Annotated in this window: 12 protein-coding genes and 1 tRNA gene; 9 read left to right on the top strand and 4 right to left on the bottom strand. The window is 69.8% G+C overall.

The window, feature by feature from the left end; all coding sequences use genetic code 11:
* Positions 1-8: 8 nt before the first annotated feature.
* On the bottom strand, positions 9-2,138 hold the full coding sequence (locus HNR14_RS07020; RefSeq protein ID WP_179700477.1) for an MDR family MFS transporter: 2,130 nt from the start codon (positions 2,136-2,138) through the stop codon (positions 9-11).
* A gap of 304 nt (positions 2,139-2,442) precedes the next feature.
* Here HNR14_RS07020 and HNR14_RS07015 point away from each other — a divergent pair, with 304 nt between their 5' ends.
* Genes HNR14_RS07015 through HNR14_RS07005 form a run of 3 tightly spaced genes read left to right on the top strand, consistent with a single transcriptional unit; the run spans position 2,443 to position 5,501 of the window.
* A complete protein-coding gene (locus HNR14_RS07015) occupies positions 2,443-3,378 on the top strand; it encodes a DUF1287 domain-containing protein (protein ID WP_179700476.1) in 936 nt (311 codons plus the stop codon).
* 48 nt (positions 3,379-3,426) lie between these two features.
* Positions 3,427-4,260, top strand: a complete 834-nt coding sequence (locus tag HNR14_RS07010; protein WP_343064434.1) for a M15 family metallopeptidase — start codon at positions 3,427-3,429, stop codon at positions 4,258-4,260.
* Between the two features lie 50 nt (positions 4,261-4,310).
* Positions 4,311-5,501, top strand: a complete 1,191-nt coding sequence (locus HNR14_RS07005) for a PP2C family protein-serine/threonine phosphatase (protein ID WP_343064433.1) — start codon at positions 4,311-4,313, stop codon at positions 5,499-5,501.
* Between the two features lie 6 nt (positions 5,502-5,507).
* On the opposite strand, the gene pgm is transcribed toward HNR14_RS07005, so the two are convergent.
* On the bottom strand, positions 5,508-7,124 hold the full coding sequence (gene pgm, locus HNR14_RS07000; RefSeq protein WP_179700475.1) for a phosphoglucomutase (alpha-D-glucose-1,6-bisphosphate-dependent): 1,617 nt from the start codon (positions 7,122-7,124) through the stop codon (positions 5,508-5,510).
* Positions 7,125-7,192: 68 nt separating this feature from the next.
* Here pgm and pheA point away from each other — a divergent pair, with 68 nt between their 5' ends.
* A complete protein-coding gene (gene pheA, locus HNR14_RS06995; protein WP_179700474.1) occupies positions 7,193-8,182 on the top strand; it encodes a prephenate dehydratase in 990 nt (329 codons plus the stop codon).
* Between the two features lie 28 nt (positions 8,183-8,210).
* Entirely contained in the window at positions 8,211-8,873 is a 663-nt protein-coding gene (locus HNR14_RS06990) for a hypothetical protein (RefSeq protein WP_179700473.1), read from the top strand.
* Positions 8,874-8,927: 54 nt separating this feature from the next.
* On the opposite strand, the gene HNR14_RS06985 is transcribed toward HNR14_RS06990, so the two are convergent.
* A complete protein-coding gene (locus HNR14_RS06985) occupies positions 8,928-9,920 on the bottom strand; it encodes a diacylglycerol/lipid kinase family protein (RefSeq protein ID WP_343064432.1) in 993 nt (330 codons plus the stop codon).
* Positions 9,921-9,989: 69 nt separating this feature from the next.
* Here HNR14_RS06985 and serS point away from each other — a divergent pair, with 69 nt between their 5' ends.
* The 4 genes from serS to HNR14_RS06965 all read left to right on the top strand — a co-directional run bounded on the left by serS (position 9,990) and on the right by HNR14_RS06965 (position 13,705).
* On the top strand, positions 9,990-11,255 hold the full coding sequence (serS, locus tag HNR14_RS06980; protein ID WP_179700472.1) for a serine--tRNA ligase: 1,266 nt from the start codon (positions 9,990-9,992) through the stop codon (positions 11,253-11,255).
* Positions 11,252-12,073, top strand: coding sequence for a Cof-type HAD-IIB family hydrolase (locus HNR14_RS06975; protein WP_179700471.1), 822 nt, complete (start codon positions 11,252-11,254; stop codon positions 12,071-12,073). Before serS ends, HNR14_RS06975 begins: the two co-directional genes overlap by 4 nt.
* Positions 12,074-12,207: 134 nt before the next feature.
* The gene (locus tag HNR14_RS06970) at positions 12,208-13,488 is read left to right on the top strand and encodes an LCP family protein (protein ID WP_179700470.1); all 1,281 of its coding nucleotides are present in this window, start codon (positions 12,208-12,210) and stop codon (positions 13,486-13,488) included.
* Between the two features lie 132 nt (positions 13,489-13,620).
* Positions 13,621-13,705: transfer RNA gene (locus HNR14_RS06965), tRNA-Ser, on the top strand.
* Positions 13,706-14,519: 814 nt separating this feature from the next.
* Here HNR14_RS06965 and HNR14_RS06960 read toward each other — a convergent pair.
* The gene (locus HNR14_RS06960; protein WP_179700469.1) at positions 14,520-15,572 is read right to left on the bottom strand and encodes an NAD(P)-dependent alcohol dehydrogenase; all 1,053 of its coding nucleotides are present in this window, start codon (positions 15,570-15,572) and stop codon (positions 14,520-14,522) included.
* Between the last annotated feature and the right edge of the window lie 78 nt (positions 15,573-15,650).

Below are 15,650 nucleotides of genomic sequence, written 5' to 3'. Positions count from 1 at the left end.
GTGCGGTGCTACTTGCCCGCGGAGGCCTGCGGGTGCTGGGCGCGCACCGAGGCGGTGTCCGCCCCGGGCTCGATCAGCGCGCCGACCTCGGCGGCCGCGCGGCTGGCGAGGATCCCGACGTCCTCGTTCTCCTCCTCCTCGCGGTCGGCGGCATCCTTCTCGGCCTTCGCGTCCGCGGCCTCCTGCAGCGCCGACTTGGCGCGCAGCGGCGGGGTCTTGAAGAACCAAGTGAGCACGAACGCGATCAGCACCACGATCAGCGCCACCCAGTAGACCTGGATCGCGGAGGCGTTGAAGCCCACCAGGAACGGCTTGGCCAGACGCGGGTCGGCGTCGTTGAGGAACGACGTGTCGTCGAGGTTGCCGCTGCCGGTGGCCGCGGTCGACTTCTTGAGGCTGCTCGACAGGCTCGGGGCCACCGTGTCGACGAAGTCCTGACGGACCGTGTCGTTCGAGAAGTCGAGCGTGACGGTGCCGTCGGGGGCTACGGTCGCGTACGGGGCCTTCGCCGTGATCGCGGTGCCCGCCGCGGCGGTCGCCTTCTCGACGGCGGCTGCGGTCGCCTGCTCCTGAGCGGCGGCCGGGATCTGGCCCGCGGCCACCGCGTCGGCCACGGCCTGCTTGGCCGCGTCCTGCGCCTTGGTGACACCGGCCTGGAGGCCCGCCGTCGTCTTGTCCTCGATGCCGGAGACGATCTTGTTGTAGCTCTGCTCCATGATCTGCTTGTTCTCGGGAGCCTGGGCCACGGCCGGGTCGAGCGCGGCGTTCAGCGCGCTGTTCAGCGTCGGCTCGTCCGCGAGGGACGACTTGATGTTGCCCGGCATGACCGTGAACAGCAGCGACAGGAGCACGGCGGTGCCGAGCGTTCCACCGATCTGGCGGAAGAACGTCGACGCGCTGGTCGCGACGCCCATGTCCCGCACGCCGACCGAGTTCTGGCTGGCGATCGTGAGGGTCTGCATCAGCTGGCCGAGGCCGAGGCCGATGAGCAGCATGGCGCCGGCGATGAACCAGTAGGAGTCGTCGTACTTGATGAAGGTCAGGTAGAAGAATCCGCCGGAGAGCAGCGCGGTGCCGATGATCGGGAACTGCCGGTAGTGACCGGTGCGCGCGATGATCTGGCCAGAGGCGATCGAGGAGATCATCAGACCGAGGATCATCGGGAGCATCTGCAGACCCGACTCGGTCGGGGTCGCGCCGAGCACCAGCTGCAGGTACAGCGGGAGGGTCAGCATGGCGCCGAACATCCCGAAGCCGACGAAGACGCCGATGATGGTGGCCATCGAGAAGGTGTTCGAGCGGAACAGCTTCAGCGGGATGAGCGCGTCGTCCTTCATGCGCATCTCGATGAGGATGAAGGCCAGGATGCCGATGGCGCCGAGCACGTAGCAGCCGATGGCGCCCACGCTGTCCCAGCCCCACTCGCGACCCTCTTCGGCGACGAGGAGCAGCGGGACGAGGGCGACCACGACCGCCGTCGCGCCCCACCAGTCGATCCGCACCGAGCCGCGCTCACGCTTGGGCAGGTGCAGGAACCGCAGGACCATCGCGAGGGCGATGAGGCCGATCGGCACGTTGATGAGGAAGACCCAGCGCCATCCGGCGATCCAGAGGATCTGGTCCGCGCCGGCGAACAGGCCGCCGACCAGCGGGCCGATGAGGCTCGAGATGCCGAACACGGCGAGGAAGTACCCCTGGTACTTGGCGCGCTCGCGCGGGGCGAGCATGTCGCCCATGATCGCCAGCGGCATCGACATCAGACCACCGGCGCCGAGGCCCTGGATGGCGCGGAACGCGGCCAGCTCGATCATGGAGGTCGAGAAGCTGGCGAGGATCGAGCCGATGATGAAGACGACGATCGCGAAGATGAACAGCGGGCGCCGGCCGAAGATGTCGGAGAGCTTGCCGTAGATCGGCGTCGCGATGGTCGAGACGATGAGGTACGCGGTGGTCACCCACGCCTGCTGGCTCAGACCGTGGAGGTCGTCGCCGATGGTGCGGATGGCCGTGCCGACGACGGTCTGGTCGAGGGCCGAGAGGAACATGCCGGCCATGAGACCGAAGATCACGAAGAGGATCTGCCGGTGCGACATGATCGGTTGGGGTGCGGCGGGAGCCGCGGGGGCAGTGCTGGACATTGAACTCCGAGTCGAGAGTCGAAAGCGCGACGCCCGGCGCTCGGGCGTCACACCGGTGTGAGAGTCGTGAAGATTTTTGCGGAGAGTGCAAAGTTACACCCGGTGCGCGTCTTTGAGCAACGCGGGGACCACGTTCCCGCGCGCGTTCGCGAGGGGCGAACGCACGCACGCGATCCGCGGAATCATGCGGAACTCCCGCGACGCTACGCCGCCGGATGTCCCCCGTCCAGGTGGCGCATAGGTAGGAGGCGTAGCGTGAAGAGTACCCGAACCCGTCACCCTCCGAATCCCCTCCGAAGGACGTATGAGTTCTCTCATCTCCACGCTGCGTTCCCCCGGACGCGGCCCGCACCGCACTCGATCCCGCCGCATCGCCGGCGTGATCGCCGTGGCGGCCTCCGCCGCGCTCCTCTTCACGGGATGCGCCGGTGAGCCGTCCCCCGCGACGAAGGCCCTCGTCGGCGCGACCACGAAGGCCGCGCCCGCCGGCGCGAGCGTCTCGGCCGTCGAGCCCGCCGCGGGCAGCGTCTCCGGCGGCACCATCACCCTCACCGGCTCGAACCTCCAGAACGTGGCGAGCGTGCAGATCGGCACCCAGCCCGCGGCCGTGACCGCGGCCACGGCCGACAAAGTCACCGTCGCCGTCCCCGCCTCGCAGAGCTTCCAGGCGGGCGCCGTGCCGATCGCCGTCACCGACAAGTCGGGCAAGGCCGTCGCGACCGACGGCAAGACGTACGACTACCAGGTGCAGACTCCGGTCGACAAGCAGCTCGCCTACGCGATGACCTACTGGAAGAACTACAACTCGGCCGAGTGGGGCGACCTCAACTCGGTGGGCGGCGACTGCGCCAACTTCGTCAGCCAGACCCTCATCGCCCGCGGGTGGACGATGAACGACGACTGGTACAACAAGGACGCCGCCGCCGACTGGAGCCCGGCCTGGGGCTACGTGCCCTCGATGGACGCCTACTTCCAGGCCAACGCGGCCTCCCTCGGCCTGACCGAGTACCCGCTCGACCAGCGCGACAAGATCAAGGTCGGCGACATCGTCATGTTCGACTGGAACGACAACGACTCGCTCGACCACGTGCAGATCGTCTCGGCGGTGGAGAACGTGGACGGCAAGATCCAGATCAAGATGGTCGGCCACAACGAGGACACCGACTACCGCGACCTCGACACCACGATCACCGTGGACCACCCGGGCGCCATCGGCCACTTCTGGAGCCTGTCGAAGTAACCGGCCGGCGCGCGCCTCCCTCCCGGGCGAACGGGTTATGCTCAGCCCGTGATCTCGGGGGGAAACCGCCTACGGGCGACGACGCTGGGCGCGGCCATCGTCGCCGGCGCACTGGCCGTGCTGCTCCCGCTCGGCGGCTGCGCTGCCGTGCCGTCGAGCCCGGCGGCCGGCGGCCGGCCGACCCACCACCGTCCGCACAGCGATCCCGATCCGGACGCGCGCCCGCATCCGCGGCCGACGCCGACCAGCATCCCGGCTCCGACCGCTGCGGGATTCGACGCCTCCGCCCAGTCGCACGACGATCCTGCGAGCAGCTGGGTCGTCGTGAACAAGCCGCGCGCCCTCCAGCCGCTCGCCTTCACGCCGCCCGACCTCGTCTACCCGGACGTCACCTATGTGAACCGCCAGCCGATGCGCCCCGAGGTCGCAGACGCGCTGGTCGCGATGTTCCACGCGGGCAAGGAGGAGGCCGGGCTCGACTTCTCGGTGCAGAGCGCCTACCGCTCGTTCGACTCCCAGACCCGCGTCTACGACGACGACGTCGCGCGCAACGGGCAGGCCTACGCCGACACCGACACCGCGCGCCCCGGGCACAGCGAGCACCAGACCGGCCTCGCGGTCGACATCAGCGCCGTGCCCGCGCGTTGCTCGCTCTCCGCCTGCTTCGCCGACACCCCGCAGGGGCAGTGGCTGGCCGCCAACGCGTGGCGCTTCGGCTTCCTGCTGCGCTACCCGGCCGACAAGGTTCCGGTCACCGGGTTCACCTTCGAGCCGTGGCACTTCCGCTACGTCGGGGTGCCGCTCACGACGCAGATGCACGCCACGGGCGTCACGACGCTGGAGGAGTTCTTCCACTGCCCGGGCGGCGCCGACTACCACTGACATCCGCCGGGTCTGCCCGCTCCGAACCTCCGTCGATAGGCTTGACGGACGTGACGACGGGAGGCCGGATGACCATCGAGGCGGTAGGGGCGCTGGAGACCGAACTGCGCAGGCAGAGCGCTGTGGAGGCTCTGGAGATCCTCGATACGCCGCCGGAGGACCGGTTCGACCGCATCACCCGGATGACGCAGCAGCTGTTCGGCGTGCCGATGGTGAGTATCACCCTGCTCGACGACGAGCGCCAGTGGCGCAAGTCGCACCTCGGGCTCACGACGGAGGCGGCGCGCGCGGACTCCTTCTGCGACCTCACCGTGCGCACGGACTCGCCCGTGATCATTGCCGACACGACGGCCGACGAGCGCTTCCGGGACAACCCATTCGTCGCGGGCGACCCGCACCTGCGCTTCTACGCGGGCGAACCCATTCACGCGCCCGGCGGCGAGGCGGTCGGCACCCTCTGTGTCGTCGACACCGAGCCGCGCACGTTGACGGCGGGCGAGCAGCGCCTGCTGCGCGACCTCGCCGACTGGGTGCAGGCCGAGCTCGACCGCGACGAGGAGCTCGACCGTACGGCCGTCGTGCAGCGCGCGCTCCTCCCTCATCGCAAGCCGGCCGCTCACGGCTACGACGTCGCGGCGGCGTGCGAGCCCGGCGAGCGCATCGCGGGCGACTTCTACGACTGGTACGACACGGAGGACGGTTTCACCGTGACCGTCGGCGACGTGGTCGGCACCGGCAGCCCGATCGCCATCATCGCCGCGTCCGTGCGCGCCGCCCTGCGCAGTGCCACCGCCTTCGCCGACCTGGAGCCGGCGGTCGCCGAGGCGTCGCGCATGATCGAGGAGGAGCTCGACCGCCTGGCCGCCTACACCTCTGTCTTCCACGCCCGCGTCGACGGGGACGGCCGGGTCCGCTTCGTCGACGCCGGCCACGGTCTCGCGTTCGTCGTGCGCGTCACGGGCGACATCGAGCGGCTCGCGACCTCCACCCTCCCGCTCGGGATCGCCGGCGAGCGTCCCGAGCACTCCGTCTCGCTCGGTACGGGCGACGCGTTGCTCGTCATCAGCGACGCCGTCTTCGACGCGCTCGGCGGCGAGGCCGGGCTCGGCGTGCTGCAGTCGCGCGTGCGCGGCTCGGCGACCTCGGCCGGTGCCGTCTCCCGCATCGTCGGCGCGGCCCGCGACGAGCATGGCGCCGCGCCCGTCGGGGACGCGCTCGCCATCCTGGTCCGCCGCGACTAGCGCGGATCAGCCGAGCGCGTCGCCCACGATGCGCTTGGCCTCCTCCTGCACCTCGCGCAGGTTCTCCTCACCGGCGAAGCTCTCGGCGTAGATCTTGTAGACGTCCTCGGTGCCGCTGGGGCGCGCCGCGAACCACGCGGTTGCGGTCTCCACCTTCACGCCGCCGAGCGAAGCGTCGTTGCCGGGAGCGCGGCTCAGCTTCGCGGTGATCGGCTCGCCCGCCAGCTCGGTCGCGGCGATCGCGTCGCCGTCGAGCTTGCCGAGGGCCGCCTTCTGTGCGGGCGTCGCCGGGGCGTCGACGCGCTGGTAGACCGGGTCGCCGAAGCGCTCGGTCAGCTCGCGGTACAGCTCCGAGGGCGACTTGCCGGTGACGGCGCGGATCTCGCTGGCGAGCAGGGCGAGCAGGATGCCGTCCTTGTCCGTCGTCCACACAGAGCCGTCGAAGCGCAGGAAGCTCGCGCCGGCGCTCTCCTCGCCGCCGAAGCCCACCGAGCCGTCGATCAGGCCGGGGACGAACCACTTGAAGCCGACCGGGACCTCCCACAGCCGGCGGCCGAGCGACTCCGCGACCTTGTCGATGATCGAGGACGACACGAGCGTCTTGCCGACCGCGGCATCCTCACGCCATCCTGTGCGCGTGCGGAACAGGTAGTCGATCGCCACCGCGAGGTAGTGGTTCGGGTTCATCAGGCCGCCGTCGGGCGTGACGATGCCGTGGCGGTCGGAGTCGGCGTCGTTGCCGGTGAGGATGTCGTAGTCGGCGCGGCGCTCGACCACCGACGCCATCGCCGACGGGCTCGACGGGTCCATCCGGATCTTGCCGTCCCAGTCGAGGGTCATGAAGCCCCAGGCCGGGTCGACCTCGGGGTTCACGACGGTCAGATCGAGCTCGTAGCGCTCCGCGATCGCCTGCCAGTAGTGCACGCTCGCGCCGCCGAGCGGGTCGGCGCCGATGCGGATGCCGCTCTCGCGGATCGCCTTCACGTCGATGATGTTCTCGATGTCGTCGACGTACTTGCCGCGGAAGTCGTAGGTCTCGACGCCGCTCGGCTCGGCCATGCGCACGTCCCGCATCCCGCCGGCGATGATCTCGTTGGCGCGCGCCGCGATCCAGCTGGTCGCGTCGGTGTCGGCCGGGCCGCCGTGCGGCGGGTTGTACTTGAAGCCGCCGTCCGCGGGCGGGTTGTGGCTCGGCGTGACGACGATGCCGTCCGCCTGGTCGGGGTGCCCGGCCTTGTTGTACGCGATGATCGCGTGCGACACCGCCGGCGTCGGCACCCAGTCGTCGAACTCGTCGACGAGCACGCGCACCTCGTTGCCGACCAGCACGGCCAGCGCAGTCGTCATCGCGAACTCGCTCAGGAGGTGCGTGTCGGCGCCGATGAACAGCGGTCCCGTGATGCCCTGGCCCGTGCGGTACTCCACGATCGCCTGCGTCGTGGCGGCGATGTGATCCTCGTTGAAGGCGGTGTTCAACGAGCTGCCGCGGTGACCGGAGGTGCCGAACACCACCCGCTGCTCGGGGATGCTCACATCCGGCTTGAGCTCGTAGTACGCCGTGCGGAGGGCGTCCACGTCGATGAGGTCGGAGGGCTGCGCGGGGGTGCCTGCTCGGGGATCCATGCCCCTATGCTTCCACGGTCGCCCGGCCGAGGGGAGTGGGGAGTGCGCTCATCGCTAAGCTGAACGCCATGTCCACAGACCCCGCCGAGCCCACCGCCGAGCTGCCCGCGTCCGTCGACGAGGTCTACAGCTTCCTGGGGCCGTCCGGGACGTTCACGGAGGCCGCGCTGGCCCAGGTTCCGGAGGCGCGCGGCAAGCGGTGGAAGGCCGTGAACAACGTGGGGGAGGCGCTCGCCGACGTCGTGGCGGGCCGGAGCGTGGCCGCGATGATCGCGATCGAGAACTCGATCGAGGGCGGCGTCTCGGTGGCGCAGGACGCCCTCGCGACCGTACCGGGCCTGCGGATCGTGGGCGAGTACCTGGTGCCCGTCAACTTCGTCCTCGTGGCGCGGCCGGGCACGACCCTCGCCGACGTGCGCACCGTGAACGCGCATCCCGTCGCCTACTCCCAGTGCCACCAGTGGCTGGACGCGCACCTGCCCGAGCACGGGCACCTGCCCGCCTCGAGCAACGTCGCCGCGGCCGCCTCGCTCTTCGAGGGCAGCACGGCGGACGCCGCCGTCGCCCCTCCCGGGATCGTCGACCACCACGACGTGGTCGTGCTCGCCGAGAACATCGGCGACAACCCCAACGCCGTCACGCGCTTCGTGCTGGTGAGCACGGCGCGCACGGTGCCGCCCGCGACCGGGGCCGACAAGACCAGCCTCATCGCCGAGCTGCCGGACGACCGTCCGGGCGCGCTGCTCGACCTCCTGGAGCAGTTCTCGACCCGCGGCATCAACCTGAGCCTGATCGAGTCGCGGCCGATCGGCGACGCCCTCGGCCGATACCGGTTCGTCATCGATGCCGATGGCCACATCCACGACGAGCGCGTGGCGGACGCCCTGCTGGGTCTGCGCCGGTTCAGCCCCTCGGTGATGTTCCTCGGCTCGTACCCGCGTGCGGACAGCGTGCCGGTGGACTTCGACCAGCGCTACCGCGACGAGGTCTTCACGGAGGCGAGGCAGTGGCTCGCGTCACTCACCGAGAGCGGCGCCGGGGAGACCCCGCAGGGGTAGGCTGCGCAGCAGCAGGAGGAGGTCGGAGATGATCGCGGACGACGAGCAGGACACCGCCCGTCCCGGCGGGTTCGACCCCCGCTACGACCCGGCGTTCCAGCGCGGCTACCGGCCGCAGCCCGGAGAGCGCGCCCGCACCCGCGTGCGCGCCGTCGCCCCCGCCCCGACCCGGGACCGGCCGCGCTCCGACGTGCGTGCTGCAGCCTCCGCGCCGCAGACCGTCGAGGAGGCGTGGGAGGCGACGGCCACGCCGGTGGGCGAGCTCCCGGTGGCGACCGACCCCGTGCCGTTCACGACCGTGTCGACGCCCGTCCCGGCGCTCGCCGCAGAACCCGCGACCGTCGTGGTCGCCGGCCCGGGCCTCCTCGCCGGCGCCGAGCTCTCCCCGCGCCGCAACCCGCTCATGCTGGCCCTCTGGATCGTCGGGGCCGGTCTCGTCGTGCTCGGCATCGTCATCTACGCGGTGGCGGTCAACGCCTCCTACACGACCAGCTACAACGGCGCAGCGGGCGATGTCGGGATGCAGGTGCTGACCCAGATCGGCTGGGTGCTCGCCGGGCCGATGATCACGATCGGGTTCGCGACGCTGGTGGCCCTCCTCTTCATCACCGCGCTCGCCGGCCGCCGCCGTGCGGGCGCCGCGGGTGTCGGCGCGGAGGACGACGGCGAGCCGCAGGACGACGAGCTGTAGCCTCCACCCGGCTCCGCGTCCGGAGTTCCGGCGCTCCGAAACGGCCGGACCGGGCTAGCCGCGGCGGGGCACCCGCACGCGCAGGCCGCCCTCGTCGACGGCCAGGTCGAGTGCGACCACGTCGCCGAACGCGTCGCCGTCGAGCTCGAACGGCGCGGGCTGTTCCATCCGCAGCCGCACGTCGGCTCCCCGCAGGTAGCTGAGGCGGGTGCGGATCGCGCGGTCGGTGAAGCGGATGATGCGACGGCCGAGCGCGCTCTTGCGCAGCACCCGGTTCTCCCACGTCACCTTGCGCCAGATCGCGAGCCACCCGAAGACCGACTCGGGCTGCAGGATGGCGACGTCGAGCAGGCCGTCGTCCACCGCGCCGTCCGGGATGAGCTCCATGTTGCCGGGGAGCGTGCCGCAGTTGGCGATCAGGATGGTGCTGACGTGCGCCGACCGCTCCTGGCCGGCGTCGAGGCGGTACCGGATGCGGACCTTGCGCGCCTTGGGCAGCGCGCGGAACCCGGCGTCGACGTACGCGAGCCAGCCGAACCGCCGTTTCAGCTCCGGCCGGGCGTTCGCGATCATGGTCGCGTCGATCCCGATACCCGCCATCACGAGGAAGGCGTGCTCGGTGCGCTCGCCGTCCTCCCGGGTCGCCGTCGCGACGCCGAGGTCGATCGCGCGGGTCTCGCCGTCGAAGGCGATGGCGCACGCCTCCTCCACATTCGCGTACGGCACGCCGATGTTGCGGGCGAGGAGGTTGCCGGTGCCCGACGGCAGCAGGCCGAGCGTCGCACCGCGGTCGCGCAGGGCCTCGGCGACGGCGCGGACCGTCCCGTCGCCACCGGCGGCGAGCACGAGCGTCGCACCGCGCGACAATGCCTCCCGCGCCTGGGCCTGTCCGCCCTCCTCTGGGGTCGTCTCGAGCCAGATGAGCTCTACTCCGCCGGCGCGTTCGGCGGCGGCCTCGACGGCGCCGCGCACCCGCGGGACGTCGATGCGGACCGGGTTGTAGATCACGGCGACGGTCGCGTCCCGCATCCCTCCCCATCCGTTCACGGGGTTCACGCTACCTGTTCCCTGTGGAGAACCAGGAGACGCGGCGGCGCGGTCGATAAGCTGGGGCACGTGATCGATCCAGTCCTGCTCCGCGAGAACCCCGATGTCGTCCGCCGATCGCAGGAGGCGCGCGGAGATTCCGTGGAGGTCGTCGACGAGGCCCTGCAGGCCGACGTCGAGCGTCGCGCCGCCATCACCGCGTTCGAAGAGCTCCGCGCCGAGCAGAACGCCTTCGGCAAGCAGGTCGCGCAGGCGCCCAAGGAGCAGAAGAAGGAGCTCGTCGCCCAGGCGCAGGAGCTGGCCGGCCGGGTGAAGGAGGCGCAGCGCACCGCGAGCGACGCCGAGACCCGGTTCTCCGAGGTCCTGCGCCGCATCGGCAACCCCATCATCGACGGCGTCCCCGCCGGCGGCGAGGACGACTTCGTCGTCATCAAGACGGTCGGCGACATCCCCGCGTTCGACTTCGAGGCGCGCGACCACCTGGAACTCGGCGAGCTGCTGGGCGCGATCGACATGGCCCGCGGCGCCAAGGTCGCCGGGGCCCGCTTCTCGTACCTGCGCGGCATCGGCGCCCGCCTCGAGATCGCCCTCATGAACATGGCGCTCGACAAGGCCGTCCACAACGGCTTCATCCCGATGATCACCCCGACGCTCGTCAAGCCCGAGATCATGCAGGGCACCGGCTTCCTCGGCGCCCACGCCGACGAGGTCTACCACCTGCCGGCCGACGACCTCTACCTCACCGGCACCAGCGAGGTCGCGCTCGCCGGCTACCACGCCGACGAGATCATCGACGTGACGGAGCCGCTGCGCTACGCCGGCTGGTCCACCTGCTACCGGCGCGAGGCCGGCTCGGCGGGCAAGGACACCCGCGGCATCATCCGCGTGCACCAGTTCAACAAGCTGGAGATGTTCGTCTACACCCTGCCCGAGAACGCGGAGGCCGAGCACGGCCGCCTGCTCGGCTGGCAGGAGGAGATGATGCAGGAGCTGGGCCTCAGCTACCGCGTCATCGACACGGCCGCCGGCGACCTCGGTTCGAGCGCGGCGCGCAAGTACGACGTGGAGGCGTGGATCCCGACGCAGGGCCGCTATCGCGAGCTCACCTCCACCTCCAACTGCACCACGTTCCAGGCGCGCCGCCTGGAGGTGCGCCACCGCGGCGAGAACGGCAAGACCTCGCCCGTGGCGACCCTGAACGGCACGCTCGCCACCACGCGGTGGATCGTCGCCATCCTCGAGACCCACCAGCAGGAGGACGGCTCGGTGCGCGTCCCGGAGGCGCTGCGTCCCTACCTCGGCGGCCTCGAGGTGCTGGAGCCGATCGCCCGGTGAACGACTCCGCTCCCGGCGGCGCCGGCCGCCGCCTGCTCATCGCGCTCGACGTCGACGGCACCCTGATCCACGAGGACGAGACGGTCGGCGACGCCGTCCGCGAGGCGGTGACCCGGGCACGCGCCGCCGGTCACGAGGTGATGCTCGCCACCGGCCGCAGCTGGGAGACGGCGAAGCCCATCCACGAGACCTTCGGTCTCGACAGCACGTTCGTCGTCTGCGCCAACGGCGCGCTCACGATGCGCCGCGACGATACCGTCGACGAGGGTTACCGTCGCGAGTTCGTGGAGACCTTCGACCCGACCGAGGTGCTGCGCACCATCCGGCCGCACCTCCCGAGCGGCAGCTTCATGGTGGAGGACCCGACCGGGTTCCGCCGCTACACCGCGGGCATGACCGAGTGGGAGCTCGTGAACGCCGAGGAGGTGAGCTTCGAGGAGCTCTCCGACCATCCCGCCACCCGCGTCGTCGTGGTGTCGCCGCAGCACGACGAGGAGCAGTTCCTCTCGATCGTGGAGCGGATGGGCCTGCACAAGGTCAGCTACGCGATCGGCTGGACGGCGTGGCTCGACATCGCGCCCGACGGCGTCAACAAGGCCACCGCGCTGGAGCGTGTGCGCGCCGCGCTCGACATCCCGCTGTCCGATGTCGTGGCGGTCGGCGATGGTCGCAACGACATCGACATGCTCACCTGGGCCGCGTCCCAGGGCGTTGGCGCGGCGATGGGACAGGCACCCGACGAGGTCAAGGCGGTCGCCTCGCGCGTCGTCGGCACCGTCGTCGAAGACGGCCTCGCCGAGCTGCTCGACAGCCTCTGAGCTCGGGATTCCCTCTCCGGATCAGCACTTTCGTCCGCGTCGTCCAGATTTCTGCCAGGGTGATCTGCCAAGCTGGTGGATAGTGTGCCCGGTGGACCGCGGCGCACCCGATGCGTTTCCGTGAAGGGGAGTGAATGAACGAGGTGCCCACCCGTGCCCAGGCGCGTGCTCAGGAGAAGTCCGCTGGACCGACCATCGCCCGCCACGGCCGGCTGAAGCAGCACCACCCGTTCCGCACGATCCTCGCCGTGCTCGTCACCGTCGTCGCCGTGCTCGGCGTCTCGACCGCCGGGGTCGCCGCCTACGCGGTGCTCGACGTCACCGGCACCGCGACCGCGAAGAAGGCCGTCACCCTGGTCGATGCCAAGGGCAACGCCGTCGTCCCCAAGGTCGGCGCGATGGACGGCGCGTTCAACGTGCTGCTCGCGGGCTCCGACAGCGGCGGCGGCAATGCTGCCTACGGCGACCGCGGCGAGGTCCTCAACGACGTCACCATGGTGCTGCACGTCTCCTCCGACCACAAGAACGCCACGGTCATCAGCTTCCCCCGCGACATGTTCGTCGCCATCCCCTCCTGCCCCGACCCCCAGGGCGGCAGCTTCGACGCGATGAGCCGGCAGAAGATCAACTCGTCGCTGAGCTACGGCGGCCTGGCGTGCACCGTGCTGACGGTCGAGAAGCTCACCGGCCTCGACATCCCCTACGCCGGCGTCATCGAGTTCGACGGCGTGATCGAGATGTCGAACGCGGTCGGCGGCGTCCCGGTGTGTGTGGCCGGAGACATCACCGACCCGTACACCGGCCTGGATGTGAAGGCCGGCGACAACACTCTGGAGGGCTCGCAGGCTCTCGCGTTCCTCCGCACCCGTCACGGCGTCGGCGACGGCTCCGACCTCGGCCGCATCAGCAACCAGCAGGTCTTCCTCTCGTCGCTCGTCCGCACCATCAAGAGTGCGGACACCCTGACCAACCCGCTCAAGGTGTACGGGCTGGCGAAGGCTGCGGTGAGCAACATCCAGCTGTCCGACAGCCTCCAGAACGTCACCACCATCGCGTCGATGGCCGTCGCGCTGAAGGACATCGACGTCAATAAGGTCGTCTTCGTCCAGTACCCGAACCACTACGTGGACGGCGGCGTGGCGCCGACCGTCGACGCGGCGGACACCCTGATGTCGGCGCTGAAGAACGACCAGCCCGTCACCCTCACCGGTGACACCGGGATCGGTTCGGAGGCTGCCGCAGGCGACGCCGCGACGCAGGCTCCCGCCGCCCCGACGGACACCGCGACCCAGGCGCCCGCCGCCCCGACGGACGGCTCGACGGACGCCGCGACCGACAGCTCGGTCACCCTTCCGTCGGACGTGCACGGCCAGACGGCCGCCCAGGTCACCTGCTCCAAGCCCTTCCAGGACTGACGCCCTCGCCGCGACTGCGGTCGTTCGGTACGTTTGCCCCCGCTCGCCCGGCCGCAAACGTACCGTGGCACCGCAGTCGCCGCCGCGGGTGCGCGGTTCGGTAGAATCGGGCGACGCCGGTCTCCGGTGCCAGGAGGGCTGTCCGAGCGGCCGATGGAGCCAGTCTTGAAAACTGGTGGGCAGAAATGTCTCGTGGGTTCGAATCCCACGCCCTCCGCAGAAGAAACAGTTGATGAATCCCGGTCGTTTACTGGGATCAAGCACGGCAACAAAATGACAACAAGTGAGCGTCCACTGTGAGCGCCAAACTGGGCCCAGGCGAGCCAAAAGTGGCCGAGCCCCTCAACCTATGGTCGGGATCCTAAGAAGACAAGATCACCCTTGAGGACATGGACCAGATCCGTCATCTATTCGACTCAGTGCCGACTCCGTGACGCTAGGTCACACCCATCACGAACGGAGCGCAGCTCGACTCCGATGTTCATCCTCGACATTGCGCGGTCGAGCTGAGTGCGCAGCCGGCCGTTCCCGTCGATCTCGTTGCAGGTCTTCATCGCGGCGATCAGCATGCAGATCGCGGTACCCAACCAGGCCTGGTGGTAGTCCACGCACACTGTGACATGTCGTTGTGGGAGGTGGTCTGGCACACGCGCCACACCTTCCAAGCCATCTAACGCAATTTCAGAAGAGACGTCCCCGTTGGCGCACCAGCGGAACCACGACTGGGCGAGCCCGGCGCCATCTCTAGCCATCGGTAGGAGCTCCTTTCCATCCGAGCTACCCGATCCGCTTCGGCAGGGAGGGATAGGCGGTGACGATGTCGTCGTTGGCAGACCTCAACTGACTGTGACGACGGATGAATACTGTACGACTGCACCGGACGATTCGATTCTGGCGCCAAAGTCCTTGTGCGAGTATGTCGCCACTGCTGCTTGCCGGGCGAGGAGCCTGACGATCGCGACGAGCTCGCCGCCTGGCGGCCGTTCGTCAATTCTGGCTGCCTGAACGGTCGATGCCCGAGCTGGTGCCGGTCAGGCGGCCGGCCCGTCGAGGTCGGACATATCGAGAATGAAGCGGTAGTGAACGTCGCCGACGGCGAGCCGGTCCAGGGCCGTCTCGATCTTGCTCGATGGGAGGACCTCGACGTCGGCCGTGATGTGATGCGCGGCGCAGAATTGGAGCATCTCGACGGTCTGGGGCAGGCCGCCCGTGCCCGAGGAGGTGAGCTTCTTGCGGCCGGCGCCGAGCGCCCAGAGCTTCGGACCGTCGAGCAGCGGGTTCCCGAGGACGCACAGGGTGCCGTCCAGGTCCAGCATCCCGATCATCGGCAGGAGGTCGTGCTCGGCCGAGATCGTGTCGAGAACGAAGTCGAAGCTGCCGCGCGCGGCAGCGATCTGGGCCTCGTCTGTGGTCACGAGCAACCCCCTCGCTCCAAGACTCAGGGCGTCCTGTTCTTTGGCCGCGCTGCGGCTCAGGACCGTGACCTCGGCGCCGAGAGCCACGGCGATCTTCACCGCGAGATGACCGAGTCCCCCGAGCCCAGCGATGGCGACGCGGGTCCCGCGGCCGACGCCGGCGGCGCGCAGGGGTTCCCACACGCTGACGCCGGCGCACATCAGCGGTGACGCGGCGGCCGGGTCGAGCCCGTCGGGCAGGTGGAACGCGAACTTCTCCCGCAGGACGTACTCGCGACTGTAGGCGCCCTGCGTCGGGGTGCCGTCGACGCGATCGATGCCGCCGTAGGTGGTCGTCGCACGGTTGTAGCAGTAGTTCTCCTGGCCGGCCAGGCACATGGCGCATTCACCGCAGGAGTCGATGATCGTGCCGATCGCGACCCGCTCTCCGACGGCGAATCCGGTGACCGCAGGACCGACCTCGGTCACGACACCGGTGGCCTCGTGCCCGGGAACGAGATCCTTCTCGCCGAGCATGCCGTGGATGCGGTGCAGGTCGCTATGGCAGACCCCGCAATAATCGATCCGCACCGCGATGTCGTCGGGACGCAAGTCGCGGCGCTCGATGGCGACGCGGGTGAGCGCGTTGGTATCGGGATCGAGACTCTGCCAGCCCGTGGTTGTTCTCATGGTCGTCTCCTTAATCGGAATCTGTATTCATCTTAGCACGATGATGAATGTCGATTCCGCTTTACTAGGATTGGTCCA

Source organism: Leifsonia naganoensis (assembly GCF_013410615.1).
GTDB lineage: Bacteria > Actinomycetota > Actinomycetes > Actinomycetales > Microbacteriaceae > Leifsonia > Leifsonia aquatica.
Note: the sequence above shows the minus strand (reverse complement) of the source record. Positions and strands in the feature narration are given on the sequence as shown.